General features: G+C 51.8%; 19 protein-coding genes. 14 read left to right on the top strand and 5 right to left on the bottom strand.

Annotated features, from left to right (window positions below):
• Positions 1-105: 105 nt before the first annotated feature.
• From AAHB90_RS26620 to AAHB90_RS26600, 5 genes are all read left to right on the top strand, one after another.
• Entirely contained in the window at positions 106-3,687 is a 3,582-nt protein-coding gene (locus AAHB90_RS26620) for a TonB-dependent receptor (RefSeq protein WP_342088275.1), read from the top strand.
• 24 nt (positions 3,688-3,711) lie between these two features.
• On the top strand, positions 3,712-5,436 hold the full coding sequence (locus AAHB90_RS26615) for a RagB/SusD family nutrient uptake outer membrane protein (RefSeq protein ID WP_342088274.1): 1,725 nt from the start codon (positions 3,712-3,714) through the stop codon (positions 5,434-5,436).
• Positions 5,437-5,506: 70 nt separating this feature from the next.
• Positions 5,507-7,732 (top strand): outer membrane protein assembly factor BamB family protein, encoded by a 2,226-nt coding sequence (locus AAHB90_RS26610; RefSeq protein WP_342088273.1) that lies wholly within the window; start codon positions 5,507-5,509, stop codon positions 7,730-7,732.
• A 159-nt stretch (positions 7,733-7,891) separates the two neighbouring features.
• The gene (locus tag AAHB90_RS26605) at positions 7,892-9,259 is read left to right on the top strand and encodes an enolase C-terminal domain-like protein (protein WP_342088272.1); all 1,368 of its coding nucleotides are present in this window, start codon (positions 7,892-7,894) and stop codon (positions 9,257-9,259) included.
• A gap of 14 nt (positions 9,260-9,273) precedes the next feature.
• The gene (locus AAHB90_RS26600; RefSeq protein WP_342088271.1) at positions 9,274-11,007 is read left to right on the top strand and encodes a hypothetical protein; all 1,734 of its coding nucleotides are present in this window, start codon (positions 9,274-9,276) and stop codon (positions 11,005-11,007) included.
• Positions 11,008-11,156: 149 nt separating this feature from the next.
• On the opposite strand, the gene AAHB90_RS26595 is transcribed toward AAHB90_RS26600, so the two are convergent.
• A complete protein-coding gene (locus AAHB90_RS26595; RefSeq protein ID WP_342088270.1) occupies positions 11,157-11,690 on the bottom strand; it encodes a hypothetical protein in 534 nt (177 codons plus the stop codon).
• Positions 11,691-11,875: 185 nt separating this feature from the next.
• On the opposite strand from AAHB90_RS26595, the gene AAHB90_RS26590 reads away from it, so the two are divergent.
• The 5 genes from AAHB90_RS26590 (at position 11,876) to AAHB90_RS26570 (ending at position 20,957) form a co-directional block, all read left to right on the top strand.
• Positions 11,876-12,571, top strand: a complete 696-nt coding sequence (locus AAHB90_RS26590; protein ID WP_342088269.1) for a LytR/AlgR family response regulator transcription factor — start codon at positions 11,876-11,878, stop codon at positions 12,569-12,571.
• 18 nt (positions 12,572-12,589) lie between these two features.
• On the top strand, positions 12,590-14,449 hold the full coding sequence (locus AAHB90_RS26585; protein ID WP_342088268.1) for a hybrid sensor histidine kinase/response regulator: 1,860 nt from the start codon (positions 12,590-12,592) through the stop codon (positions 14,447-14,449).
• A gap of 175 nt (positions 14,450-14,624) precedes the next feature.
• Complete coding sequence (locus AAHB90_RS26580) at positions 14,625-15,896, top strand: MFS transporter (protein WP_342088267.1); 1,272 nt, start codon at positions 14,625-14,627, stop codon at positions 15,894-15,896.
• A gap of 93 nt (positions 15,897-15,989) precedes the next feature.
• A complete protein-coding gene (locus tag AAHB90_RS26575; RefSeq protein ID WP_342088266.1) occupies positions 15,990-17,222 on the top strand; it encodes a GDSL-type esterase/lipase family protein in 1,233 nt (410 codons plus the stop codon).
• A gap of 279 nt (positions 17,223-17,501) precedes the next feature.
• A complete protein-coding gene (locus AAHB90_RS26570; RefSeq protein ID WP_342088265.1) occupies positions 17,502-20,957 on the top strand; it encodes a PVC-type heme-binding CxxCH protein in 3,456 nt (1,151 codons plus the stop codon).
• A 54-nt stretch (positions 20,958-21,011) separates the two neighbouring features.
• Here the strand turns inward: AAHB90_RS26570 and AAHB90_RS26565 are convergent, their stop codons facing one another.
• Complete coding sequence (locus tag AAHB90_RS26565; protein WP_342088264.1) at positions 21,012-21,521, bottom strand: hypothetical protein; 510 nt, start codon at positions 21,519-21,521, stop codon at positions 21,012-21,014.
• A complete protein-coding gene (locus AAHB90_RS26560) occupies positions 21,518-22,576 on the bottom strand; it encodes a helix-turn-helix domain-containing protein (RefSeq protein ID WP_342088263.1) in 1,059 nt (352 codons plus the stop codon). The genes AAHB90_RS26565 and AAHB90_RS26560 overlap by 4 nt, the downstream gene beginning before the upstream one ends.
• Before the next feature lie 266 nt (positions 22,577-22,842).
• Here AAHB90_RS26560 and AAHB90_RS26555 point away from each other — a divergent pair, with 266 nt between their 5' ends.
• The gene (locus tag AAHB90_RS26555) at positions 22,843-23,586 is read left to right on the top strand and encodes a ThuA domain-containing protein (protein ID WP_342088262.1); all 744 of its coding nucleotides are present in this window, start codon (positions 22,843-22,845) and stop codon (positions 23,584-23,586) included.
• Positions 23,587-23,769: 183 nt separating this feature from the next.
• On the opposite strand, the gene bla is transcribed toward AAHB90_RS26555, so the two are convergent.
• Positions 23,770-24,504 carry a subclass B1 metallo-beta-lactamase gene (gene bla / locus AAHB90_RS26550; protein ID WP_342088261.1) on the bottom strand — a complete coding sequence of 245 codons (735 nt, stop codon included), beginning with the start codon at positions 24,502-24,504 and terminating at the stop codon, positions 23,770-23,772.
• Positions 24,505-24,604: 100 nt separating this feature from the next.
• Between bla and AAHB90_RS26545 the strand changes: the two genes are divergently transcribed.
• Together AAHB90_RS26545 and AAHB90_RS26540 are read left to right on the top strand one after the other, a co-directional pair.
• Entirely contained in the window at positions 24,605-25,261 is a 657-nt protein-coding gene (locus tag AAHB90_RS26545) for a hypothetical protein (RefSeq protein ID WP_342088260.1), read from the top strand.
• Between the two features lie 21 nt (positions 25,262-25,282).
• Entirely contained in the window at positions 25,283-25,645 is a 363-nt protein-coding gene (locus tag AAHB90_RS26540; protein ID WP_342088259.1) for a DUF1304 domain-containing protein, read from the top strand.
• Positions 25,646-25,703: 58 nt separating this feature from the next.
• Here AAHB90_RS26540 and AAHB90_RS26535 read toward each other — a convergent pair whose 3' ends face one another.
• Positions 25,704-26,291, bottom strand: coding sequence for a helix-turn-helix domain-containing protein (locus tag AAHB90_RS26535; RefSeq protein WP_342088258.1), 588 nt, complete (start codon positions 26,289-26,291; stop codon positions 25,704-25,706).
• A gap of 256 nt (positions 26,292-26,547) precedes the next feature.
• On the opposite strand from AAHB90_RS26535, the gene AAHB90_RS26530 reads away from it, so the two are divergent.
• Positions 26,548-26,862 carry a GIY-YIG nuclease family protein gene (locus tag AAHB90_RS26530; protein ID WP_342088257.1) on the top strand — a complete coding sequence of 105 codons (315 nt, stop codon included), beginning with the start codon at positions 26,548-26,550 and terminating at the stop codon, positions 26,860-26,862.
• The last annotated feature ends 137 nt before the right edge of the window (positions 26,863-26,999 follow it).

Genomic DNA, 26,999 nt, shown 5'->3' with positions numbered 1-26,999 from the left:
ATAAGGAAAAAGACCGGATGCGTTGCGACCGCACCCGGCCTGACCTGATGAATCCTGAGATCATTGGACAACGATACATTCACTTTTAACCAGGCATACAAAACTATGAAATTTGTATACAAGGGCAAAACTGTCCTGTGGGAAGCGTATATGCTTATCCGTTCTCATTGGGGGAGTTACGCCGCAAAACACCGAACCGACTTTGGCAAAGTCCTCCTGACGATGAAATTAACCGTGTTGATATTCCTGATTGGTACATTGCAGGTGCTGGCCGAAGATACCTTTGCCCAGCAGGTATCAATCAAAAAGAAGGATGCAACTTTACTGGAAGTGCTCAGGACCGTCAGGAAACAGACGGGCTACCTGTTCATCTGTGACCTGGAAATGCTCGACCAGGCCGAAAAAGTCAATATTAATGTGACGAATGCGCCCATGAGGGAGGTGCTGGACGCCTGCTTTGCCGGACAGCCATTGACCTATAATATTGTCGATAAGACGATCATCGTGAAGAAAAAACGTGAACCTGCTCGCAAAGCGAGGGAACAGGCAAGCATTAAGGAACCGTTTTCCTTCATGTCCGACCCGGTTTTGAAGGAGCGAATGACGGAGCTGATGCGTAAGAAAGTCAATCTGCAAACGATCTTCGACATCAGCGTTACCGGGAAAGTCACTGACGAAAAAGGGGAGCCGCTTGCGGGTGTGAACGTGATCCAGAAAGGCACCCAGCGCGGTACTTCCACCAATGAGCAGGGCGTTTTCAATATCGACATTACCGACGCAGATGCAGTTCTTACGTTCTCATTCGTAGGTTTCATGTCGCAGGAAGTGATCGTAGGCCGCCGGAGCCAGATCGATGTCACTTTGAAAGTGGATAACAAGGCTTTGGAAGAAGTAGTGGTGGTCGGTTATGGCACCCAAAAGCGCTCGGACCTGACGGGCTCGGTATCGTCTGTGAAGTCGGAAGATATCAAAAACCTGCCCGTACGCAGTGTGAACGAAGCATTGCAGGGGCGGGCGGCCGGCGTGCAGGTGACGCGTAATGACGGGGCGCCCGGCGGTTCGTCGGACATCGTGATCCGTGGTGTAGGATCTATCGGCGGAATGTCGCCGCTGTACATTGTGGATGGTATCCGGATGTCGGCGGGTAACAATTTCAACTTGCAGGATGTCGAATCGATTGAAATACTGAAAGATGCGAGTGCCGCTGCGATATACGGTGCGCAGGCAGCCGGCGGCGTGGTGCTAGTAACCACAAAGCGCGGCGTGGCGGGATCCGACAAAATGAATATCAATTTCAACGCCTATTATGGCGTGCGGAAACCCGTGAACCTGTATTCGATGCTGAATACGCCTGATTATGTCAAGGCCAAAGCGGCTTCCGGTGTCAATACCGGCGGTTGGGGTGATCCCAACACGCTGCCTGACAACGATTGGGCGGACCAGATCTACCGAAACGGCAGCGATCAGAGCTATTCGCTCTCGCTTTCGGGTGCGACGGCCAAAACCAATTATTACCTCTCGGCCAATTACCAGCGTGAAGGCGGTACGATCATCGATAACTGGTTTGAGCGATATGGTATCCGTTCTAATGCTGATTTCAAGATCAATAACCGGCTGAAAGTCGGGGAGACGTTGTATGGATGGAGTACCCGCGCTAACCCGGTGCAGACCAGTACATTCCCTTTTCGTTCGGCGCCGGTGATCCCGGTATATGATCCGACGAATCCCGTGGGCGGCTGGGCGAAGACCGGTACTTTCTTTACGGGCCCCAACCTCGTGGCGAACGAACTGATCAATCATGCGAAGAATAATCAGTACGCGTTGGAAGGAAACGTTTACCTCGATTGGGAAATCATCAAAGGGCTGAACTTCCGCTCCACCTTCGGCGCGTCGATTTATGCAGTGAACAACTATAAGTTCACCGAAGCCTACGATTTTGGTACCCTTAAAAACCTGAATGCATTCCTGAGCCGCGACCAGAACAATACGCGAAACTTTACAGGGAACTTTGTACTCACCTACGCCAGGACCTTCGGACGTCATGAGGTCAAGGCGATGGCGGGTTATGAAGCTTACCAATCGAATATGAGCAACCTGCACGGCGAGGCGCAGGGTTTCCAGGTGATTACCTATAACCTCGGCATGACTACCAACCCGAGTACTTACAAAGCCAGTGGTGGCGAATTCCCGCAAACGCGGCTTCTTTCCCAGTTCGGACGGATCAACTATACATTTGCCGACAAATATCTTTTCACCGCCAACGTCCGCCGGGATGGTTCCGACCGCTTCGGCCCGGCCAACAAATGGGGCGTGTTCCCTTCTTTCTCGGTAGGCTGGAAAGTGAGCGAGGAAGCTTTTGTGCGGGATAATTTTGCCCAAGTATCCAATCTGAAAATCCGTGCGAGCTATGGTAAACTGGGTAGTACGAGCAGCATCCCGCAATACACGTATCAGGCGTCGTTCGGTGGTGCCGGGGGCACGAATATCCTCGGCTTGCCCAATGGTGACCGCTCGAAAGGGTACGCGCTGACGGCCCAGTTACCCAACCAGAACATCAAATGGGAGCAGGTGAACCAGACGGACATTGGTCTCGACCTCGGTTTGTTCAAGAATGCATTGAACATCACCGCCGACTGGTACAGCCGCCAGACGCAGGACATGATCTACCAGGTACCCGTGCCGGTTTCGGCGGGTTTCTACGGCACGAGCGGCGTGTTCACCAACATCGGCCAGATGAGCAACAAAGGCATCGAGCTGGCGGTCGATTACCGGGGTAAGGTGAAAGATTTTACCTATTCGGTGAGCGCCAATGCGGCATTTAACAAAAACCTGGTGAAGCAGCTGAGCGGGACCAACAACAACCCGATCAACGACGGCGCTGCGGGCGATTACCTCGAAAGCACCGTCACGCGCACGCAGGCGGGCAAGCCGTTGAGCCAGTTTTATGGTTATGTTGTCGAGGGGCTTTTCCAGACCGATTCGGAAGTGGCGGCGCTGAACCAGAGCGCACAGGAAGCCGCCGCGGCTGCGGGTAAGCCTACCACGGGCGTGTTTTTCCAAAACGCAGGTACCGGTGCGGGTGACCTCAAATTCCGTGATGTGAACGGAGACGGGCGTATTACGATCGATGACAAAACTTACATCGGCAACCCATGGCCGAAAATTACCTACGGCTTTTCACTTAGCCTCGGTTGGAAAGGCATTGATTTACAGGCGATGTTCCAGGGAGTCCAGGGAGTAGATGTTTTTAATGGAAACAAATACTACACCCAGTTTTTCGTCGGCGACTACAATACGACCAACGACATTTTCAAGACATCGTTTTTCAATGGAAACGGCCTCACCGACCAGCCGCGCGTGGGTACCAAAGACGCCTCGGGCAACTACGTGCGCGACCCGAACTCGAATTATACCCGCATATCCTCATTTGTCGTGGAAAACGGCTCATTCCTGAAACTACGCAACCTGCAAGTAGGCTACACCCTGCCTTCGGCGCTTGTGAAACAATGGAAAATGAGCGGTTTACGGATTTACTTCCAGGCGCAGAACCTGCTGACGTTCACCGGCTATTCGGGCCTCGATCCCGAGGTGCTTGGCCGGAATGGCACCACAGCGAGGGGGCTCGACACGATTTACTCGTACCCGCGCACAAGACTGGTTTCCATGGGTATCGATCTGAATTTCTAACTGATTTTAACAGCTGGCAATGCTATGAAAATATTTCACAAATTTTTCCTGCTTTTTGTGCTTACAGGCCTGCTTTCGTGTAATGACGACTTTGTCGACCTCGAAAATCCGGGTGCCCTGGCACCTTCTAAATATCCCGGCTCGGTAACCGACCTCGAACAGCTGCTGACGGGCGTGTATGCGACCCAGCACGCTACGGGCTTATACGGGCATACCATGTTGGGTAAAAACCTCTGGCTCTGGGACCATACCCTCGACCTGAGCTGGCAGGGTACACCCACCTGGATTCAAATGGGACAGAATAATTCGCAACCCAACGACAGTTTTCTCTACGACACCTGGCGCGAACTCTGGCGGGGCGTGCAGCGGAGCAACACATTACTGGCTGCCATTGAAACCTATCGTCAAAAAGCGCCCAACGACGCCGCAGCCATCGATCTGATCAAGGGGCAGGCCCTGTTTCTGCGTGCGTGGTACTATTTCCACCTGGTGTCCTTCTGGGGCGAGGGCTTCAACGCGGCTACTGAAGGCGCTAAAATGGGCGTGCCGATCATTACCGAAGTCGCCTCCGGCCTCGACGAAACGCAGGTGCCCCGCAAGACGGTGAAAGAGGGCTGGGATTTTATCATCAGCGATCTCAAAGCTGCGGAAGGCCTTCTGAAAGGCACTAACTGGACGGGTGCTACCGATAAGTACAAGGTGTCGGGCTGGGCTGTGAAAGGTTTTTTGGGTAAAATATATGCTTACCAGGCCGATTGGGCCAATGCTAAAACTTACCTAGGCGACGTGGTGGCCAACAGCGGGAAATCACTTGTGTCGTTCGACGTGTACAAGGATATGTTCAATGGTAAAAATGAATTCACGTCCGAATCGCTTTTCGAACTGAACCTGAATGTAGATATGACCGCCCGCGGTGGCGACGACCAGTCCATGGGTTCAAGTATCGGGATGGTGATCGCGCCTACGTATGTGGGCGACAATGGCGGACAGGCCGCTTCGGCTTGGTCCAATGTATTCCCGCATGCCAAAAATATTGCCCGTTTCGGATTCAATGAAGGGCATTATTTCAAACCGGGTACCACCAGTGCGAACATTTCTAATGTGGATCCGGCCTATATTACCCGGTCGCAGGAAGCGAAGAAAAAACAGACCGTCGACCCGCGGCTTTGGGTTGCATGCTACCAGCCCTATGTGGATTCGATGGTTGTGAGCGGCAAAAAACGGCCGATTTCGCATTACCTCGATATTACCGAGCTGGATATGGAGGCTTGGAGCTTCCGCAAATTTACCAATCCTAGTGGTACCGAGGCGGAGATCAACATGTCGAATGGCGCCAACTTCCCGTGGCTGAGGCTGGCCGATATTTACCTGCTCTATGCCGAAACGCTTTCACATTCAGGGGATAATGCGGGTGCTTTGGAATATATCAATAAGGTGAAGCGAAGGGCCTACGGGTTGCCGGTCAATACACCTTCGGCGATGGACTACAAAAGCCTCACCGACCTGACCAAGGCCAGTGATGCGGTGCTGAAAAACGACCCGCTCAAATACGAACGATGGGCCGAACTTTTCGCCGAAGGCCATTGGTGGCTCGACGTCCGCCGCTGGCAGATCGGCGACAAGGAAGCGGCTTATTACCAGCGCATCCGGGGAGGAGCCATTCAGTGGGATCCCACCGACTACGCCCAGCCTATTCCGATCAACGAAATCACCGCCAACGTGAACATGCGACAGAATCCGGGGTATTGATATGATGATGCCAGTCTGACATTACTCAGACTGGCACCTGTCTGGCTTTCACCTAAACCCAACTTCATTCATGCATTCGAACCAACCAAACGTCGGTCCGCCGGGATATTTTGTGCGAATAGTGGTCGTTCTGACGATATTTATCTCCCTAGTCGCATTGGTCAGCCAACACACCCCCGACGACCGCAACACCGACTGGATTGCCTACGGCGGTAACAAGGCCGGAAACCGGTATTCGCCCCTGACGCAGATCAACCTGGGCAATGTCGGCAAGCTGAAAGTGGCCTGGGAATACGACGCCACCAAACCGACACCGGGGATTACCGCACCAAAAAGACCGATGGAAATCCAGTGCCAGCCCATCATTGTGAACGGCATATTGTACGGTACCACGCCGCATTTGAGCCTTTTTGCATTGAAAGCCGACACCGGCGAAGAGCTCTGGCGTTTCGACCCATTCACGGGCGGCTCGCCGCGGTTTCATGTGAACCGGGGAGTAATATTTTGGCAAGATGGTAGCGATAAAAGAATCCTGTATACAGCCGGGAACCACCTTTTTGCCGTTGATGCCACCAGTGGAAAACTCGTGGGAAGTTTTGGTGACGCAGGGAAAGTGGATTTGAGCGAAGGCGTGGCGGGCCGGCCGGGGCGTGAGAACGATAAATTGTCGGTGGACGCGACGTCGCCCGGGGTGATTTACAAAGATATTCTCGTGATAGGCTCGCGGGTCTCCGAGTATGGGGACGCCGCGCCAGGGCACATCCGCGCATTCGACGTGCGCACAGGAGAACTCAAATGGACCTTTCATACCGTGCCCGAACCGGGGGAGCCGGGCCATGATACCTGGCCGAAAGACGCCTGGAAGCGCATTGGCGGGGCCAATAATTGGGCGGGTATGGTGCTCGATGAAAAGCGCGGCGCTGTGTATTTCGGTACCGGATCTCCTTCCGTCGATTTCTACGGAGCTGACCGGGAAGGAAAGAATTTATATGCCAATTGCGTGATTTCGCTCAATGCGGAAACCGGGAAAATGAACTGGTATTACCAAACCGTCCACCACGACCTTTGGGACAGGGATATTTCCTGCCAGCCTAATCTTTTGACCGTAAAACACAAAGGCCTGGACGGCAAACTGAAAAAGATCGACGCGGTGGCGCAGGCGACGAAAGACGGCCTGCTTTTCCTGCTCGACCGCGATACCGGCAAGCCGCTATTCCCTGTCGAGGAACGCCCTGCATTGACCGATTACCATTTGCCTGGCGAGCATCCGTGGCCCACTCAGCCATTCCCGACGAAACCGGCGCCATTTGCACGGCAGAATTTTAAAGAAAGTGAGATTACCGACCGTACGCCGGAAGCACACGCATTTGTGAAGGAAAAATTCAGCAAGACCCGCTCCGGTAACAAATACATGCCGCCCAGCAGGGAAGGAAGCCTCTACCTGGGCATCGGAGGTGGCGGGGAGTGGGGTGGTAATGCTGCCGATCCGGAAGGTATTTTATACCAAAATGCCAACGAAATGGTATGGGACCTGAAAATGCTCGATTACAATGGCCCCAGGCAGGCAAACGCACCACCCGGCCAGGCGGTGTACATGCGGAATTGTGCCGCCTGCCACCGCGCCGACCGGCAAGGCAGCGGGCAGGAATACCCGAATCTCACGCAGGTGGGAATCAGGATGTCCAAAGAAGAAATAGGGAATATTATCAAAAGCGGCCGCGGGCGGATGCCTTCATTCCAGCATATTGCCGATAAGGAACGAGAAGAACTGGTGGGTTTTCTTTTAAATACAACACAAAAAACACCGGCATCCGAAAACCATAGTGCCAGCGAAGCGCCCACGGAAGCGAACTCGGCCTTCCCGTACATTCCGCCCTACATCAACAATGGCTGGACGCGCTTCTTCGACCCGGATGGTTATCCGGCCATTAAGCCACCCTGGGGTACGCTCAATGCCATCGACCTGAATACCGGCGAGTACCTCTGGCGGGTACCGCTCGGTGAGTTCCCGGAACTGACCCAAAAAGGTGTCCCGATCACCGGTACCGAAAACTATGGCGGCCCTATCGTGACGGCAGGCGGCCTTGTATTTATCGCAGGCACCAAAGACGAGAAAATCCGCGCGTTTGACCGCAAAACCGGCAAAACAGTTTGGGAATACCAACTACCCGCCGGCGGTTTCGCAACACCGGCCACCTTTATGGTCAATGGAAAGCAATATGTAGTAATAGCCGCAGGCGGAGCCAAAAACGGCCACAAACCCGGTGGAAAATACATCGCATTCGCATTACCATAATGCTTTTAATCCATCAATCACCAAAAAACAATCACTGACTATTCCTAATCCGCTGACTATCAAAACCTCTGATCAATCCTGACACCCCCTGACCAAACCTGACAACTTCCTGACCAACCTGACCATCTCATTAACCATCATTCCTAATCCAAAAAACTAATGAAAAACAATACTTCCGGGCCTGCCCAAAATCGCCGTGACGCTTTGAAAATATTGGGAGCCGGCTCCGCTGCAAGTTTGCTGGGCGTGCTTGGCGCGGCGGACAGCGCACATGCACGCGAGCATTACACGCAACCCGCGTACGCAAAGGGCATGGCGCCGGTAAAAATCAAGAGCGTGAAAGCCATCGCCACAGCGCCGCAAGGCTCCAACCTCATCGTCGTGAAAGTGGAAACGACCGAACCGGGCCTTTACGGACTGGGCTGCGCGACGTTCACCCAGCGTGCTTTTGCGGTAGTGACGGCTATCGATACCTATCTCAATGAATTCTGCGTGGGAAAGGATGTAGATAATATCGAAGACATGTGGCATTCGACGTATGTGAGTTCCTATTGGCGCAACGGCCCGGTGCTGAACAATGCATTGAGCGGTTTGGACGAGGCACTTTGGGACATTAAGGGCAAGCTTGCCGGCATGCCGGTGTATCAGCTGCTGGGTGGCAAAGCACGGTTCGCGATCCCATGCTACACTCACGCCAACGGCAACACGTCCGAGGCCGTTGCCGATGACGTCCAGCGCATTATGGACCGCGGTTTCAAATACATCCGCATTCAGCAGGGCGGATATGGCGCTGTGGGGGCCACCGAGCAAAAGCCGGATTTCAAGGCGGCCGGTTTCGGCGGGGCTACGGATAATTATATGAATGAAAGGGCCTATCTGAAATCGGTACCCAAGCTTTTTGAAGCGGTACGCAAGCGTTGCGGAGAAGACATTGAGCTCCTGCACGACATCCACGAGCGCGTGCAGCCGATGGATGCGATCAATATGATTAAGGCATTGGAAGAATACCGGCCGTTCTTCATCGAAGACCCGTTCTCGCCGGAAAACATGGGCTGGTTCCGTCAATTGCGCCAAAGCACGACGGTACCAATCGCCATGGGCGAGCTGTTCAACAACGTGAACGAGTTCCGCGATCCGATGGCTAACCAATGGTTCGATTATATCCGTTGCCACGTCTCGCAGATCGGCGGCATTACCCCGGCTATGAAGGTGGCGCGGCTGGGTGAGTGGTTCAATATCAAAACGGCTTGGCACGGTCCGGGAGACGTTTCGCCCGTGGGTCACGCGGCGCATGCGCACGTGGATCTGGCGGTGTGGAATTTCGGTATCCAGGAAGCGGTGAGTTTCAATGACAAAACCCAGGCGATTTTCAGAGGGTGCCCTACCATGAAGGACGGGTACATGTCGGTGAATGAGGTGCCGGGGCTGGGCGTGGATATTGATGAAAAAGAAGCGGCCAAGTACCCGATCACGAGCAAATCCAACTGGCAGGTTCGTAAATTTGACGGTACGAGCATCCGGCCGTAGGAATGTAACAGCAAATGAAACGCGAGTCTCTATTTAAATTGATCATCTTGTTAATGCCCTTTCTGGTGCTGCTTGTGCTGGAAGGGGCATTGCGGTTGTTCGGCTATGGCCACGATTTAAGCGTTTTCAAAGAGGATCCGGCCCGGAAAGGTTATCTGGTGCTCAATCCGCATGCTTCAAAACGCTATTTTGCCAACCAGAAAAATGCGACCTACGGCAATGCGGAGCCATTTACCATAAAAAAGAAACCGGGTACCCTGCGCCTGTTCGTACTGGGCGAATCGACGACAATCGGGTATCCCTATATGAACAACGGCTCGTTTCACCGCTGGCTGCAATACAGGCTGTCGCAAACCTATCCCGAACGTGATTTTGAAATCATTAACCTTTCCTTAACCGCTGTAAATTCCTTTACAGTGCTCGAGTTTGGGAAGACCGCGCTCGAATACGAGCCGGACGCTGTGCTGGTATACACAGGCCATAACGAATATTATGGAGCGATGGGCGTTGCCGTTACCAAAGGAATAGGGCATAGCCGCATGCTGGCGCGCCTGCTGATGAAGCTGCGCTGCCTGAGATTAACCCAGCTGATCGCTTCGGCAACCGATCAAATTTCGGAGATGATTTCAGGCAAAAAGATTGATTTACGGGAAAACCTTATGAAACGAATGACGGCGGAACAGCAGATGGCATTCGGTTCGGAAGATTACCGGGCCGGGCTCGATCAGTTCAGGGCCAATATGGATGAGCTGGCGGCACTGACGAGCGCCCGGGGCGTGCCTTTGCTGATCAGCAACCTGGTTAGCAATGAAAAGGATTTGAAACCCTTCATCAGCATTCCAGACAAGCAAAACAAGTCTGCCGATACGTATTACCGAAGCGGGATTCAGTTATACCAGCAAGCAAACTACAAGGATGCCAAGAAGGCATTTGTACAAGCCAAGGAGCTGGACGCATTGCGTTTCCGGGCGCCCGAGGCATTGAACAAGATCATTAATGACATCGCGCACGCACATAAGGGCGTCACGCTTGTGGATACCCGCGATCTTTTTGAAAAGCATTCTGTCGGTGGCATCCTGGGGAATGAAACGTTATTGGAACACGTGCATCCCAATTTGCCGGGTTATGCTTTGCTTTCGGAAGCATTTTATCAAGCTCTCAAAAAAATAGAGTTGCTGGCGAATTCGCCCCGCGAAATGGATTTTGAAACACTGAAAAAACAAATTCCCATCACGCTCGTCGATTCGCTGAAAGGGGAGTACGAAATGATGATCCTGAAAGAAGGCTGGCCGTTCAACATTCCGATGCCGGCTGAGGACAAGCGTGAAAAAACGGAGGAGGAAAAGCTGGCGGGGGCACTGGTAGTGAAGCAAATCACCTGGCGGGATGCCATGCTTCGGCTGCAACAGCATTATGCCGCTGCGAAAGACACGGCTCAAATGCTCAGAGTTGCCGAAGCGCTGGTGCTGGACGACCCTCTGAATGCAGTGTATCTCGATAATGCAGGAAAGCTGAGCATCGCATTGAATTTGAATGAACAGGCGGTGCGTTACCTTTCGAAAGCGTTCAGGATGGAGAATAGTTTCGAACGCGCGCGGCTGCTTTTTGTTATACTTCTTAAAATGGACAAACCGGCGGAAGCATTACCCTATGTGGCCTATGCAGCGGCTCATAATACCTCCCGATTTAATTTGAATGCGCTGCACGCGTTCGTCCGGCAACAGGCCGAAGCAGAGAAAAAGCAATAGCCGGTGCAAATCTCACCGCCGTGCAAATCTCATGATTTGTATCCGCTATTCGCAGGCCTCCGGCCGATCCAAACTGCAAGGCTGATTGCGTTATGGACCAGCCGGAGGCCTGCGAATACGAGGCATGAAGGTTTACCTTCGCGCCATGCTTAGTGCAAGGTGCTGAAAAACGATATCTCGCCGTCGGTTTTGACCATCAACACGTCGGCTTCTTTGCCTTTGGAAACGGTGACAAAGTAGTGATCGGCATCGTCGAACTGGGTACCGTAAAGCAGCATATTGGTGTCGTTGTTCTCGTTGTCTTTATATTCTACAACTGCACCGATCGCATAGTTTTTAAACTGTTTCTGGATCTCTTTTTGCGCTTTGGCCGGAATGTCAGTGAATTTTTTGTCGGCAGTGGTACCTACCAAAACGAAGTGGCTGTCATAAAAGGCGGTTTGTTTCTGGCCGTCTTTGGTGAATGTAACCTCGTCGAATAGCGGGCCTCTAACCCATTTGGCGTCGGCTACCTGCCCGAAATCGGCATAGAAGCTGTCTTTGGAACGTGAGCTTACTTCCTGCCGGGCTTCGGCGCGTTTTTCGGCGCGGTGTTCTTTTTTAACTTCTTTGGCAAGGGTCTGTGCCTGAGCTCCTGTGATGGCCAGCGCGGCGATGATTGCGGACGTGATGAAAGTTTTCATTGTGATGCTATGTTTTTGGTGATTGATCGTTTGAATGATCCAAAACTACCGGGTGCTGCCAACCTGGGAAATAGTGCATAGGCAGAAGGGCGGAAACTGTCGGTGAAAAGGGCAAAAGTGTCTTTGTGATTTCTTTTCTTTACATTGGTTTTGCATTCTTTTTAACCTAAATCAACCCGTTAGTTATGAATTGCCTGGTGATCGACGATAACATCATTGCCCGCACCACATTGAAGCAGCTTGTGAAACACGACAAAGAACTGGTTCTCGTAGGTGAATGCGACAATGCAATGGATGCTTACCGCAAGATCATGGACGAACCGGTAGATCTCCTCTTGCTCGACATTGAAATGGACGGGATGACGGGTATTGAACTGGTTAGAAGTCTGGGCAACAAAAATCCTCTCATCATTTTTACGACTTCGAAAAAGGAGTACGCCGCGGAAGCGTTCGAACTGAATGTGGCCGATTACATTACAAAGCCCGTAACGCCTGCCCGCTTCCTGCAGGCTATCGAAAAGGCCAGGGAGATTTTCAGGAGCAAGCGCCAGGAGGTCAGAATGGAGGACGACAGCTTTCTGTTTATCAGGGATTCGAATATCGTCCGCCGCCTGAAAATCAGTGATATATTATATGCAGAGGCGATGGGGGATTATGTCAAGTTGTACACCCTCGAAAAGTTTTATTCGGTACATACTTCGTTGAAGGACGTGGAAGCCAAACTTCCCGAATCCAAATTCCTGCGCGTGCACCGGTCATTCATTATCCAGGTAGGAAAAATAGATACGATCGAAGGTGGCACACTTATTATTAACAGGAAAATGGTACCCGTGGCCGATACCTACCGCGCGGCGTTGAACCGGCGGTTGAATGTGCTGTGATTTTGAAAAACTGATTCTATGAGAGTCCGCACACTCGTTATATACATTACTATCGGGTTCATCGCTGCCGTGCTGGCGCTGGTGGCGGTGCAGTACATGACACGGCGCAATTTGGAAGAGCTGATCACGGCAAACGAAAACCTGCTCGACGAATACCGTATGAGCAGCGGGCTTTCACATCAGGCGGACAGCACGAGCCGTGCGGTGCTCGCGCGGAAAATGGATATTGTAGACCAAAGCGGACAGCGGGTGCTCCGTTGGAACCTGTATGTGACGATTGGTGTACTGGCGTTGCTTACGGCCGTTTTCGCAATTATTATTGGCCGGATGAAGAAACAGGCGGAGCTGATCGGCCAGCTTAATACTAGCGAACGGAAACTGAAAGAAGCGGTGCTGATCAAAGAGAATTTCCTGGCCAATATGAGCCACGAGATCCGGACGCCCCTGAATGCGATATTAGGTTATACCAATCTGCTCCAAAAGAAAAAACTGGATGCGGATACCCGCTTGCATATCAGCACGGTACAGCAATCTGGCGAAACGCTGCTGGCCATCGTGAACGACATTCTCGACCTGTCCAAAATAGAATCCGGGATGATGCGGATCGAACAGGTGCCATTCGCTCCCGAAGCATTGGTGCATTCGGTGGGTACGATGTTCCACCACCGCTCGGCCGAAAAACAGGTGCCGTTCATGGTATCAGTCGACCCGGCGATCCCCGCAACGATTACCGGCGACCCGACAAGGCTCACGCAGATCCTGGTCAATCTGGTGAGCAATGCATTTAAATTCACAGAAAAAGGCGAAATAAACCTGCACGTCACAACCAGCGGCAGTGATGGCGATCGGGTGGACCTCACTTTCGAGGTGACGGATACCGGTATAGGGATAGAAAGCGACCGGCTCGAAACGATTTTTGAGCGTTTCCGGCAGGCCGAGGACTCCACGACCCGACAATTTGGCGGCACCGGCCTGGGATTATCCATCGTACGCGACCTCGTGCATTTGCAGGACGGGAACATTAGCGTAACGAGCAAGCCCGGCGAGGGTACGTCGGTGAAGGTGACGATTCCCTACCGGATCGCGACGTCCAGTGAATCGGCGTCGGCAGACGTTCCAGTGGGCGACGCGCACCCGCAAAGACCGGGGCTTCGCGTATTGATCACCGAAGACCACATCATCAATCAGGGGCTAATGATGCGCCTGATGGAAGAACGGGGGATAGTCGGTCGGGTTGCGGTAAATGGATATGAGGCCGTTGAAATACTTCGTAATGAGCCGTTTGATCTCGTATTTATGGATATTCAAATGCCTGGAATGGATGGTTACACAGCCACGCGCATCATACGTGAAGAACTAAAACTGACCATTCCCGTCATCGCCATGACAGCCCACGCCATGGAAGGGGAAAAAGAAAAGTGCATCCGCCTCGGAATGGACGACCATATCGCCAAGCCGGTGCGGGAAAGTGAGCTGGACAGGATATTGGCCGGCTATGCCAAACCTTCTGCGGGTGACGACTCACTTGCATTCAAAGTAATCGACCTTGATTACATGAGGGAGATCAGTAATGGAGATGCCGCATATGAAAAACTGGTCACTGAACAGTTCCTGCATTTGATGCCCCGTGAGCTGGAAGCATTGTCGGCCGCAGCCGGAAGGCACGACCCCGGTGAGATCCGCCGCATTGCCCACGGAATCAAGACAACCATCTCGATTATGGGCCTGAATGCGCTATTGGACGAGCCGCTGGATATCCTGGAAAGCGGAACTGCCGGTACCAGGGAAATGGCCGGTCCCGTGGAGCAGGTACTAGCCATTTGTAAGGAAGCGCTGGGAGAGGCCGGGATATTCTACCGGCGGTTTCAGAAGGATTAAAGAGATTTTGGAAATAGTGCCGGAATGCTTTGCTTCATATGTCAACATCGATGTGGAACCCACAAAACGGATGCTGATCCTCGGTTACAGGCTTTTCAGCAGGTAGTTTCCGGCTACCCGATGGTAGAACCGCCACGCCGTTGCGTTTTAATACATATCATTTCCTGAATCCTGCATGAAGCCGCAACTCGCACAGGTACGCTGGTACCGGATTATCCCCGTTGTTTTTGTCACATACAGCCTCGCATACCTGGATCGCGCCAATTTTGGTTTCGCAGTAGCAGGCGGAATGGCCGATGACCTGCACATCGACCCGAATACTTCGACATTACTAAGCTCGCTGTTTTTCCTGGGCTACTTCTTTTTCCAGATCCCGGGCGCGCATTATGCCGCCACGCGCACGGCCAAAAAGCTAATATTCATTTCGTTGATCCTCTGGGGCGCGCTGGCCGCGGCTACGGGGATGGTCAACAACGCCACGGCGCTGATCGTCATCCGCTTCATGCTGGGCGTGGTGGAAAGCGCGGTCATGCCGGCGATGCTGATCCTGCTCAGCCAATGGTTTACAAAAGAGGAACGCTCCCGCGCGAACACGTTTCTGATACTGGGCAATCCGGTGACGGTGCTCTGGATGTCGGTACTGTCGGGCTACCTGATCGATTCGATGGGCTGGCGGTGGATGTTCATTATCCAGGGTGCGCCGGGGATCGTTTGGGCGTTCATCTGGTGGAGACTCATCGACGAGCGGCCGATGGAAGCGAAATGGCTGACGGAGGAAGAAAAAAGGGCTGTTGAAGAAAAACTAAAAGCCGAGCAGGCGGGTATTAAACCGGTCAAAAACTATGCTGAGGCGTTTAAATCGAAGAAAGTAATCTTGCTTTGCCTGCAATACCTGCTTTGGAGCGTCGGCGTTTACGGTTTTGTAATGTGGTTGCCGTCGATCATCAAGGCCGCCCCGAATATGAATATGGTTACCACGGGCTGGCTGGCGGCGGTGCCTTATGTGTTTGCTGTGATCGGGATGCTGGCCGCGTCGTATTTTTCGGACAAAACGGGCAACAGGAAGGTGTTCATCTGGCCATTTCTGCTCATTGCGGCCGTGTGCCTGTATACGGCGGTGTGGATCGGTACTGATCATTTCTGGATCGCCTACGCATTGCTGGTGGTTGCCGGCGGCGCATTGTACACGCCTTACGGACCGTTTTTCGCAGCGATTGCGGAGATATTGCCTAAGAATGTCATCGGCGGGGCCATCGGGCTGATCAACAGTCTGGGCGCGCTGGGCTCGTTTGCAGGCTCTTATCTGGTGGGGTATCTCAATAGCGAGACGGGTAATTTCAATGCCTCCTATACATTGATGGCTGTGGCGCTCGTGCTGGCCACGGTGATTACAATCGTCGTCATTCCGGCGCCGAACGTCGCGCAGCCCGTGGTGGCGGAGGTCTGACTTTCGATTTTTGTGTAACGGGCGGTTAAGTTCAGCGGCTTTGGGTCTTTGTATGCTATGAAAGTACTCTGCCAAACACTTAACCAAAAGTAAATGAGCAATTCTAGACTGCCGGGCCTTCCGGTTTGTGTTTTCCTGTTAATATTAACCCTCGTCTACGGACCCATCTTTGCCCAGAACAAAAGCCCGAATGCATTCACGCTCAAAGACGGCGACCGGGTAGTTTTCCTGGGAAATTCTATTTTTGAGAACGATTTCCAATACGGTTATCTGGAACTGGCGCTCACTACCCGTTTTGCCGACAAGGGCATTACCTTCCGTAACCTCGGCTGGACGGGCGACAACGTCTGGGGCGAAGCGCGCAGCACTTACACCAACCCGCCGACGCCCTACGAGCATTTGATGGAAGACATTACCAAAGCGGCCCCGACCGTCGTTTTCCTCGCATACGGAGGCGTGGAAGCGCAGGAAGGCCAGGCCGGCGTGGCGCATTTCAAGGATGGTCTAAATAAATTGATTGACAAAATAGAAGCATTAGGTTCCCAAACCGTGTTGCTTTCCACGATCCCGGTCGTTTCTTCCGATACCGCTCAGCACATCGATTCCCGCAATGCAGACCTTGAATTGTATTCCAAAGCGATTTCCGACGTAGCCACGCAGCGTGGCAAGCGGTTTATCGACATTTACACACCCGTACTCAATACGAGCAAAAAGGCCGATATCATCGAAAATACCGTGCATTTGAACGAAACCGGCTACTACTACCTCGCCGATGTGCTCGAAAAAGCATTGGGAATGTCGAACGACCACGAGACGTCCACGATCACCATCAGCAAGCCGACGCCATATTCTCCCAATGTTAAGATCTTGACAGACAGCAAGGATAACAATGTGCTCGCACGGTTTGTGGCTGCCGATAAATACCTGCCATTGCCGTTTCCACAGGCCAGCAGCTGGGTGGGCAACGATGCCAATGTGGTCCGGATCGTTGGTTTGAAAAAAGGATACTACACGCTCACAGCAGGCAACGAGCAGGTCGCTACTGCTTCGGCGAAAGAGTGGGAGAAAGGCGTGGAGATCAAACAGGGGCCGCAATTTGAACAATCGGCGCGCATCAGGGAGATGATTATCCGCAAAAATGAGCTGCATTTCTTCCAGTACCGCCCATTGAACCAGACCTACATCACCGGTTTCCGCAAATACGAGCAAGGCCGCCACGTGAAAGGGCTTGAAGAGCAGAATATCCTTATCAAATGGCTCGAAGGACAGATTATCCTCAACAGCGAGCCGAAAGAGATCGTGTATGAATTGAGGAAGCTGGAATAGGGGACTTCGGCTGTCGGCTATCGGCAGTCGGCTCTTGGCAGCCGGTTTCTGTCGTCGTGACACAACAAGGTGCAGCGCCGAAAGGCTTGTAACAAAGCCGAAAGCTGACGGCCGAAGTCCTTTAAAGAAATTTAAAAGAGGTGCAGCGCACCGAAAGACTTGTAACGCCGAAAGCCGATAGCCGACGGCCGAAGTCCATTAAAGAAATGTAAAACAAGGTGCAGCGCACCGAAAGACTTGTAACGCCGAAAGCTGATAGCCGACGGCCGACAGCCCAATATGAAAAAACTACTCTACGGAGCATTGCTCCTTCCCATGATGCTGCTGACCTCCTCGACCGAGCCCGCGCAGCATCCCTTTAACCTTGACCCTGACGTTGAAAAGGAGTTGAAATCCTTTAAACTGGCCGAGGGTTTCGAGGTAACGCTCTTCGCCTCCGACCCGATGGTCGCCAAGCCGATTCAGATGAACTGGGACACTGAGGGCCGCCTCTGGGTGGTGAGCAGCACGGTGTACCCGCATTTGAAAACCGGCGAATCGGCGAACGACAAGATCTTTATTTTGGAAGACACGGATGGCGACGGCAAAGCCGATAAATCGACCGTTTTCGCCGAAGGATTAATACAACCAACCGGCATCCTCCCGGGCGACGGCGGCTGCTACGTGGCCAACTCGACGGAAATCCTACATTTCGCGGATACCGACGGCGACGGCAAGGCCGATAAAAAGCGCCGCATTCTGGCAGGGTTCGGAACGGGCGATACCCACCATTTGATCCACACTTTCCGCTGGGGGCCTGAGGGACGGATGTATTTCAACCAGTCGATCTACATTTACAGCCACGTGGAGACGCCTTTCGGCATCAAACGTCTCGAAGGCGGTGGTGTGTGGCAGCTTAATACGCGCAACCTGGATATGGACGTGTACGCACGCGGGCTCGTGAACCCGTGGGGCTTGCAATTCGACCGCTGGGGTCAGTCGTTTTTGACTGATGGTGCTGGTGGTGAGGGTATTAACTATGCGTTTCCGGGTGCTACATTCGTGACCGCGCCTGGCGCAGCGCGCCTTTTGCGCGGTTTGAATCCCGGTCAGCCGAAACATAGCGGGCTAGACGTAGTATCTGGCGGGCATTTGCCCGACGCTTGGCAGGGCCGGATGATCACCAACGATTTCCGCGCCAACCGCATTAACAGCTTCAAACTGGAAGAGCAGGGTAGTGGTTATGTGTCGAAACAAACCGACGATTTGATGTGGTCGGACAATGTGGCTTTTCGTCCGGTTGATATTAATGTTGGTCCGGATGGCGCCATTTACGTCGCCGACTGGTACAACCCCATTATCCAGCACGGCGAAGTCGATTTTCACGACCCGCGCCGTGACCAGCAGCATGGCCGTATCTGGCGCATTGTCGCCAAGAACCGGCCGTTGGTGAAAAAGCCGCAATTGGCGAAAGCCAGCATAACAGAGTTACTTGAATCATTGAAATTACCCGAAGACTGGACGCGCCTGCAAGCCAAGCAGGTGCTGAAAGCCCGTGGTACCAAGGAGGTTTTACCTGCTTTGGAAAAATGGGTAGCTGCTTTGGATAAAAATGACGCGAAATACGAGCATAACCTGCTGGAAGCATTATGGTTATACCAAACCCTTGAAACGGTAAACGAACCGGTGTTGCTCAATTTGCTGAATGCAAAAAGCCACAATGTACGTGCGGCGGCCTTGCGTGCATTGGCGCTCTGGTACCCGAAAGTTTCGAATACTCCGGCAATATTGGCCAAAGCGGTTGGCGATTCGCATCCGCAGGTACGCCTCGAAGCGGTAATCGCATTACGTAAGACGAAGACGCCGGAAGCCGCGAAAACCGCATTGACGGTGCTGGATGCGCAGATGGACGAGTTCCTGGATTTTGCATTATGGCAGACCGTCCGTGAGCTGGAACCAGTGTGGGTATCGAAGCTGAAAACGGACCCTAATCTGCTTGGCGACGCGAAAAAGACTGCCTATGCATTGAAATCGGCCACCAGCGCCGATGCCGCCGCATTGCTGACGGGTTTATACCAAAAAGGCCAGGTGCCGGAAGAGTATCAAAAAGACGTCCTCGCATCGATCGCGCGACTCGGTCAGCCTGCCGACCTGAATATGCTCCTCGACCTCGCAGTTCAGCCTAATAACAAAAATGCAGCCGCACAGCTCGCCGCATTGGAGGAAGCCGGAAGCCAGCGCAAGGTTATCCCGAACAAAAATACCGAGCGCATTGCTTCGCCGATCGGCAACGACGACGAAGCTGTCAGCCTCAGCGCCATCCGCCTGATCGGTCTTTGGAAAATATCGTCGTTGAACGACCGGTTGACCAGTCTTATCCAGAGTGGCAACCCGGCTACCAAAAAAGCCGCACTCGGTGCATTGGGTGCCATCGACAAACCGAAGGCCCTGCAACTGGTAACCGAGTTGACCGGCCCGAAAAACACGCCGGAAGTACGCATTATTGCGGCTTCGCAACTGGCTGCGCTGGACGAAAAAGAAGGTGCGCGGGTAAGTGCTGAACTCATGCGCTCGCTGCCTGCGGATACAGATGTTTCAGAGCTCTTCCTCGCATTCATCCCATCCAACTCAGGCGCCGCGGCATTGGCCGAGGCCATCGCTGCGAAGAAAATTCCCGAAGCATTTGCGAAGCGCGGCCGTGTGCTCGTGCAGCAGCGTGCCGGCTGGACACGCCAGCTTATCGACGAAATCGCTGCATTGAAAAAGGCGCTCGAAGATTCCGGAGGCGCAATGCCTGCACCGAAAATGCCGCAGGACCTGGATGACAAAACGATTGAAGGCCTCGCCAAGCTCGCCCGCGAAAAAGGCGATGCAGCGAAAGGAGAGCTCATTTTTCGCAAGGCTGAATCGAGTTGCACCACCTGCCATGCGATTGGCGGCGCGGGTGGTCTGATAGGGCCTGATTTGAGCAGTCTGGGTACGAGCTCGCCTGCTGAAACGATCATCCGTTCGATCATCAACCCAAGCGCTTCGATCAAGGAAGGTTACGACTTGAAACGCGTCGTGAAAAAGGACGGCTCCGAACTGATGGGGTACCTCGCTTCCGACGGCGCCAACGAAATCGTGATCCGCGATGTGACGGGCAAAGAAGTTTCCATTGCCAAAAGCCAGGTGCAGGTCATGGAGAAAGTACCAGGTTCGCTGATGCCTCCGGGCCTTACCGCCAGCCTGGACCGAGATCAGTTTGTAAATCTGGTCGCTTTCCTGACCAAGCTCGGTGAACCGGGCGACTTCCGGGTGCCTGCGACTCGTTACGTGCGCAGGTGGGAGGCGATCGAGCTAAGCAAAGATCTGGCTAGCAAGTTTTCCATGGACGGCGGTGCGGTGATCGCAGGGAAAGGTGCCAGGATCAGCACCACGCCGATTTACAGCAAAGTCTCCGGCGAACTACCCGTAGGTGAACTGGCCGAGATGAAAAACGGTGCGGGCAAGCCATTCAGCATCCTGCGTTTCGATATTGAAGCATTGACCAAAGGCAACGTAACCTTTGCATTGAATGAAACCAGCGGCATTACAGCTTACAGCGGCAACAAGCCACTGAAAATCACGAATGGCACCATGACGGCAGATTTCAGTCAGGGCATCCAGCCGATCACCCTCGTAATTGACCGTAGCATCGTGAAGGATGGTGGACTAAAAGTGGAATTGAAAGATGTCGCTGGCGGGGCGCAGACGCGGTTGAAGGTAGGGAGGTAAATGTTCTTTAAGTTTCTTTTAAGAATGGCCGATGCTTTCACAAGCATCGGCCATTTATTTTTTCCAAACCTTAATTCTCTTTCTCATTTCAGCGATCAACTCGATATTGTTTTGGTAAAAAAGATTCTTCGTCATCAGTCGCTCAACCTTCTTTACCGCATCCAGTGCACAGATTTTCTCCGATTCTACCAATTGATCCAGAATCCAAAGAATACCATGATATTCGATACCGAGCCGTTTCGCATAATTACGTACCGCTCTGTCACTGCTTAACACAATCGCGCCCAGTTTTCGAGCCGTAAATAATACAGTCTTATCATTTTCCGACAGTGCTTTTGGAAAAGTTAAAGACAGGATTTCCCTACGTTCATCTTCCTCGATGGAATGAATAGTCAATTTAGAACGTCGTTCAAATCCATGTAAAATGGCGGCCTGTTCACTAAGGACCTCATTGACAACATCAACAGTAGTATGCATTTCACATGGCAGCTCGAAAAATTGTTCAGTTAACCCGAGATCATGGAGCTCAATAAAAATGCATGCATCTGTGACAGCGATTGTCATGCCACAGTCATGCATAATTCATGGAACTCGGCTAATCTCATATTTTTCAATGCCGCTGCTTTGGACAATGATATCTGCTCTTCGGCGATAGCCCGGAAAAGAAGTTGGTCAAAACGATAGGAGCATTCCACCCCTTCGTAGGCAACTGGCTCCCGGCTTTTCCAGCCCATGTCTTCAATCATTTTGAAAAATTGCCGGGCAAAATACTCGCTTACGATTTCGCATTCGACTGCACGCCGGACGATTGCCTGCATTGATATCCCGTACTGCTTTTTAAGTGCCCCCAACTCCTGCATGGATAACCTGTTTCGGTGCGCTCCCAATTTTTCTTTCAAAACGGTTTCTGGCATTAAAACAGCCCCTGCAAATTGATGGCAAAGGATTTCCTTCTGCTTTTCATTGATATCCCCAAATTGCAAGAGCAAATGCCCCAATTCATGTAGCAAAGTAAAGCGGATACGATCCGGCTTGCCACGCAGATTTTTGTTGTATGCAACCACAGGAAGGCTGTCATTCACCCAAGTCTGCATCCCATTAAAATGAGTGTCAATGTCGATCTCTACCACTTTTACATGCATATCTTCAAGAAATCCAGCGATGTTGACTACCGCGCTGTTCCCAAGGCCCCATTGCTCCCGCACCCTGCCGGCAGCTCTACACACGTCTTCAAAGGAGGCTACAACGCCAAAATCTTTCAACGGATTTACAAAATGGTTTTCCAACCCCAAAATCTCCTCCAATTCCAGGTATCGGGATAGATATTCACGAGCTTGCTCGATGATCCGATTTTCGTCCCGTGCCGACAAGTTTTGCAACTTGCGGTACTCCAACGCTCCCAATTCGATCCGGGTATCCCGGAAAAAATAATCCGGCCGCACCCCCATGATTTCACACAGAAGTCCTATCATCTCGCTGTTGGGCGTGACTTCTCCTTTTTCATAGCGGTGTAAGGCCTGTCTGGTTATTTTGTTTTCCAGCCGAACGGCGAGATCCTGCAACGATAGACCTGTTCGTAGCCTTGCAGATTTGAACCGGGTACCAAAAAGCGGATTCATAGCATTTATATTTTTGATGGTTGACAAAATTATAAATTTAACATAGAATGTCAACCAGCTCTCAACCGCCATTTATCCTTCGGTGCCTTTTTTAATCTTCCGGTGTTACGTAATATTAAAATTCGACTCACTTTAATGTTAGCACGGAAAATGGCGTTAGGGCGGGCATTTACTTCTGGAATTGATCCATCGGAGCACACCCAAGCAGTAAATCTTCCCGTGCCTTTGTTTTAAATACTATTTACATCTATTCCCAAATTACAATCATGCTCAAAAAATTACTGGCCCTGGCTCTTGTGATCGGAAGCGCGGTTACAGCGCATGCACAGCAGTTCAAGGCGTTGCTTTTTACTAAAACTGCTGGTTTTCACCATGTTTCCATTCACGAAGGCGTGACAGGGATTAGAAACCTGGCGTCGAGGCATAATTTCTCGGTCGATTGGCAGGAGAATGCCGACGTTTTTAACGACAAAAGTCTGGCTAATTACTCGGTAGTGATTTTCCTGAATACGACCGGCGATATCCTGAACGATGCCCAACAGGCGGCGCTTGAAAAGTTCATCAAGAGTGGAAAAGGCTGGGTAGGCATCCACGCCGCGGCTGATACGGAATACGACTGGCCCTGGTATGGCAAGTTGGTAGGTGCGTATTTCAAAACCCACCCCGCGCAACAAACGGCTTTTCTGGACGTGAAAGACAGCAACTTCCCCGGCCTGGAACGTTTTCCAAAGCGCCTGCTATGGACCGACGAATGGTATGAATACAAAAAACCATTGAACGCCGACGACCTGAAAGTGCTCATAACGATCGACGAAAAAACCTACGATCCTAAAACCAGCCAAGGCACCGGCATGGGCGACCACCCAATGGCCTGGTACCACAACTACGACGGCGGCCGCGCATTCTACACGGGCCTGGGCCACATTGGATTGGTGTATTCGGATCAATCTTTTTTGGATCACCTGTATGGTGGCATCTATTGGGCAGCGACAGGAAAAGGGTTGAAATAGCCAGAACTGGGATGGCCGCACAAACAGGCCACAGAGTGGCCACCCGTTTGTAGCCCAAGTCGGTCCAAATAACGTTTCAGCTCCGTTGGAGCTTCCTGATGCATGATGGCAAAGGAAGCTCCTACGGAGCTGAAACCATTTTAATTCAACCCGGTTGCTTCAAACAGGGAACCGCGCTGCGGTTTATTTTTCAGAGAACAGTTTTATTGTGTAGTCAAGTAATGCGTTGTCGCCGATTTTTCCGTGGCCGGGAATTACCACTTTCACATCGGGATATTTTGCTTTGATTGTCGTTACGGTAGCCGACCAAGCTTGCACATTGGCGTCCGCGAGGTTGCCTTTTGTCGCGTCGACTTCCTTGATAAGGCAGCCGCCGAACATGACCTTTTCGTCGGGGAAGTAGCCGATGATGTTGTCGCGCGTATGCCCTTCTCCGTAAAACGCCGCCAAGACCTTCTTTTTGCCCACTTTCAGGTCGAGCCGATCGTCGAAACCTTTTTGGGGAACGGGGAATTTACGCTCCTTGTCGAATGCAATCGTCCTATTCGTCGCGTATGACGGAATTCCGTGCTCGTGAAATGCCTTTAAGCCTCCTACGCAATCCTCATGAAAGTGTGTCGCGATGACAGCTTTTACTTTGCAATGCAGGCTATCTTCGACCCAGCGTATGACCTTTTCAGAAGTGGCATCATCCACGGGCGTGTCAAAGATCACCGCTTCGCCTTCGTCGAAAACGATCAGGCCATTGCAAGGTACCTTTCCAAAGCTCTCCGTTTGCAGATAAGTAATGTGATTGTAGGCATGGTCGCTGACCTTCTGTATGATAAGGTCGCCGGTTTTAAAACTTTTGTCGGGCGTTTGCGCGTGCGAGAACGTGGATAGGCACACGAACAGGCAGGCGAGAAACTGTTTTTTCATGGTTGGCAGGTGAATAGAAGTGAATGGGAAATGTGGGTGGCAAGATAAGGGAAATTGTTATATTGGGCACATAAGAATCCACGGTAAGAATTTAACTTAAATGGCAATCGGGAAAACAGAATTTTTAAAACGTGCCGCGAAGGCGTTGGTCGGGTTGATTGACAATCCATTAAATCTGGTTTCGACTAACAACAACTACTATGTCAACAAACAATTCGGGATTATTTTGGAGAAGCCCGATACCTGGGGGTTTGTTTCGGTAAATGAATATGGCCGCCTGTTCGACGAGCAGATCATCGACGAGGAGTGGCTTGACAAAGAGGAGGTTGGCGAGGTTCTCGGTGAGCCGGCATTTCTCATTACCAAATACTGGCCGGATTCCCCAGAAAATGAAGGGAAATTTTCGCCTACGATTGGAGCATTTATCACGCACAGGTCTGAGCTCGACTTTGAATTCGATTCCTTTGAGGAGTTGATTGAATTATCCGGCGAAGGAACTGCCGCTATTTTGAAGGACTTTCGCGAATATGAAATCGAAGGACCTATCCAGATTTCGGGGCGAAAAGCATATATCAGGCATTCCAGCTATCTTTTCGAGCATGTGAAACTTAACCAGGATGTTTTGACAAGATTGACCGTGCTGATCATCGAGCACAATGATTATTATTACTACATTAACATGCACGACTCGGATGAGGTCGGTGAAAATGCCCATCCTGAATTCCAGACCTTCATGAAATCAATTGTTCTTATCTGATTTATCACCACCTCCTGCCTTATGCAAACACTCGGAACCGTCCTCGTCGCCCTCGTCGCGCTGGAACATCTTTACATTCTCTACATCGAAATGTTTGCCTGGGAAACCAAGGGCAAGGAAACGTTCAAAGGCTCCCTCGCGCCGGAGCTTTTCAAGCCTACTAAGACACTTGCAGCTAACCAGGGCCTTTACAACGGTTTCCTCGCCGCTGGCCTCATCTGGTCGCTGTGCATTGCCGAACACCACTGGTCATTCCATGTTGCTATTTTCTTTCTTACCTGCATCATAGTGGCGGGGATTTATGGAGCTGTGACGGCTAGCAGGAAGATATTTTATGTGCAGGCCTTACCGGCTATTGTGGCGCTGGTGGTGTTGCATTTTTAAGGTATCGATAGCCTCAGGGATATTTTAATGCTGGGAATTTGCTTTGATGTAGTTGCGGTCAGGGTATAATTTTCAGATTGAAAACAAATAAAGCTTCCTTACCGCGGGCGATCTGGAAGTGCGTCCAAATAATCACGATCGTGTTGATCACCAGCAATGCGCTGATGAAGTATAATGGGAACATTGGCGCTCTCAGCTGCCCGAAGATGGAGGAAAACATGCTGATAAAAGCAATCCCGTAGGTAACCACCGTCCAGGCAATTTGAAAAATGACAACCCGTTTCCCAAACTCGGCTACACCAGCAACAGAATTTCTTTTGTAAATCCACAAAGCAAGCGGTAACAGCACGTTGCCGAATGGAAATAACCACATCGACAAGGCAGAAAGGTTCAGAAATTTGAGTACGCCGGTGTCTTCGTGGACGGGTGGAGACGTGGTGGCTTCGCTTTCTGATAACGTTTCGATAGGTGCGGCGAGCGCCTGAGCGATCAGCCGCAACGTTTCGCCGCGCGGAACCGCATTCCCGGCTTCGATCCGTTGCAAAGTCCGCAGATTAATTCCGGCCATTTCGGCCAGCGCTTCCTGGGAAAGTCCTTTGCTTTTCCGCAAGGCGCGTATCTTTTCAGAGGTAGTTTGTTTGTTCATTGCGAAGTTATTTCGAGTAAATTTAGGGTTTTACAGGCATTGTTGATAGCGGCATTCCTACGACATTTAGCCGAAATGCACGGATAAACGCTCATGTCATGCCGGCTGCCCGCGACCCGGTGCGCTCCGGCTGACAGGAGCGGTGTGCCAGCTTATTATTTAAGAACAGATAAGCCCGGTCGCTAACGACAGTGGTAAATCATTAGATTATACCTGCATAGGCCTTTCTTTGAGTTAAAAACTAACACACTATACCGTGAAATCTTACTACGTCTACATCCTCCGATGCGCCGATGATAGTTACTATACCGGCGTTACAAACGATTTGGAACGGCGCCTGGCAGAACACCAATCCGGCAATAACTCGCTGTCATATACATCCACAAGGCGTCCTGTCGAAATTGTTTTTTGGCACGAATTCAATGACATTCATCAAGCGATAGCGTTTGAAAAGCAGGTCAAAGGTTGGAGCAGAAAGAAAAAAGAAGCGATCATCGCCGATCGTTGGGAGGACCTGAAAACACTTGCGAAATGCCAGAACGCAAGCCGCCATGATCGGGATCGTGAATGAGAGGTATCAACGTCGCAAATGTCCTGCTGAGCGCACTTTAAATCTTGATGCGCAACGTCCATGTCATGCTGAGCGCAGTCGAAGCATGGCGGCACAATGCCCTTGAAGCATGTTACCGTAAAGCCCGCCTTCGACTG

Origin of the sequence: Dyadobacter sp. OTU695 (assembly GCF_038440355.1) — a bacterium.
Lineage (GTDB): Bacteria > Bacteroidota > Bacteroidia > Cytophagales > Spirosomataceae > Dyadobacter.
Note: the sequence above shows the minus strand (reverse complement) of the source record. Positions and strands in the feature narration are given on the sequence as shown.

Bases quoted from the DNA above. Each gene is read 5' to 3' on its own strand.
- AAHB90_RS26620 (WP_342088275.1), top strand. From the start codon at position 106: ATGAAATTTGTATACAAGGGCAAAACTGTCCTGTGGGAAGCGTATATG.
- AAHB90_RS26615 (WP_342088274.1), top strand. From the start codon at position 3,712: ATGAAAATATTTCACAAATTTTTCCTGCTTTTTGTGCTTACAGGCCTG.
- AAHB90_RS26610 (WP_342088273.1), top strand. From the start codon at position 5,507: ATGCATTCGAACCAACCAAACGTCGGTCCGCCGGGATATTTTGTGCGA.
- AAHB90_RS26605 (WP_342088272.1), top strand. From the start codon at position 7,892: ATGAAAAACAATACTTCCGGGCCTGCCCAAAATCGCCGTGACGCTTTG.
- AAHB90_RS26600 (WP_342088271.1), top strand. From the start codon at position 9,274: ATGAAACGCGAGTCTCTATTTAAATTGATCATCTTGTTAATGCCCTTT.
- AAHB90_RS26595 (WP_342088270.1), bottom strand. From the start codon at position 11,690: ATGAAAACTTTCATCACGTCCGCAATCATCGCCGCGCTGGCCATCACA.
- AAHB90_RS26590 (WP_342088269.1), top strand. From the start codon at position 11,876: ATGAATTGCCTGGTGATCGACGATAACATCATTGCCCGCACCACATTG.
- AAHB90_RS26585 (WP_342088268.1), top strand. From the start codon at position 12,590: ATGAGAGTCCGCACACTCGTTATATACATTACTATCGGGTTCATCGCT.
- AAHB90_RS26580 (WP_342088267.1), top strand. From the start codon at position 14,625: ATGAAGCCGCAACTCGCACAGGTACGCTGGTACCGGATTATCCCCGTT.
- AAHB90_RS26575 (WP_342088266.1), top strand. From the start codon at position 15,990: ATGAGCAATTCTAGACTGCCGGGCCTTCCGGTTTGTGTTTTCCTGTTA.
- AAHB90_RS26570 (WP_342088265.1), top strand. From the start codon at position 17,502: ATGAAAAAACTACTCTACGGAGCATTGCTCCTTCCCATGATGCTGCTG.
- AAHB90_RS26565 (WP_342088264.1), bottom strand. From the start codon at position 21,521: ATGACAATCGCTGTCACAGATGCATGCATTTTTATTGAGCTCCATGAT.
- AAHB90_RS26560 (WP_342088263.1), bottom strand. From the start codon at position 22,576: ATGAATCCGCTTTTTGGTACCCGGTTCAAATCTGCAAGGCTACGAACA.
- AAHB90_RS26555 (WP_342088262.1), top strand. From the start codon at position 22,843: ATGCTCAAAAAATTACTGGCCCTGGCTCTTGTGATCGGAAGCGCGGTT.
- bla (WP_342088261.1), bottom strand. From the start codon at position 24,504: ATGAAAAAACAGTTTCTCGCCTGCCTGTTCGTGTGCCTATCCACGTTC.
- AAHB90_RS26545 (WP_342088260.1), top strand. From the start codon at position 24,605: ATGGCAATCGGGAAAACAGAATTTTTAAAACGTGCCGCGAAGGCGTTG.
- AAHB90_RS26540 (WP_342088259.1), top strand. From the start codon at position 25,283: ATGCAAACACTCGGAACCGTCCTCGTCGCCCTCGTCGCGCTGGAACAT.
- AAHB90_RS26535 (WP_342088258.1), bottom strand. From the start codon at position 26,291: ATGAACAAACAAACTACCTCTGAAAAGATACGCGCCTTGCGGAAAAGC.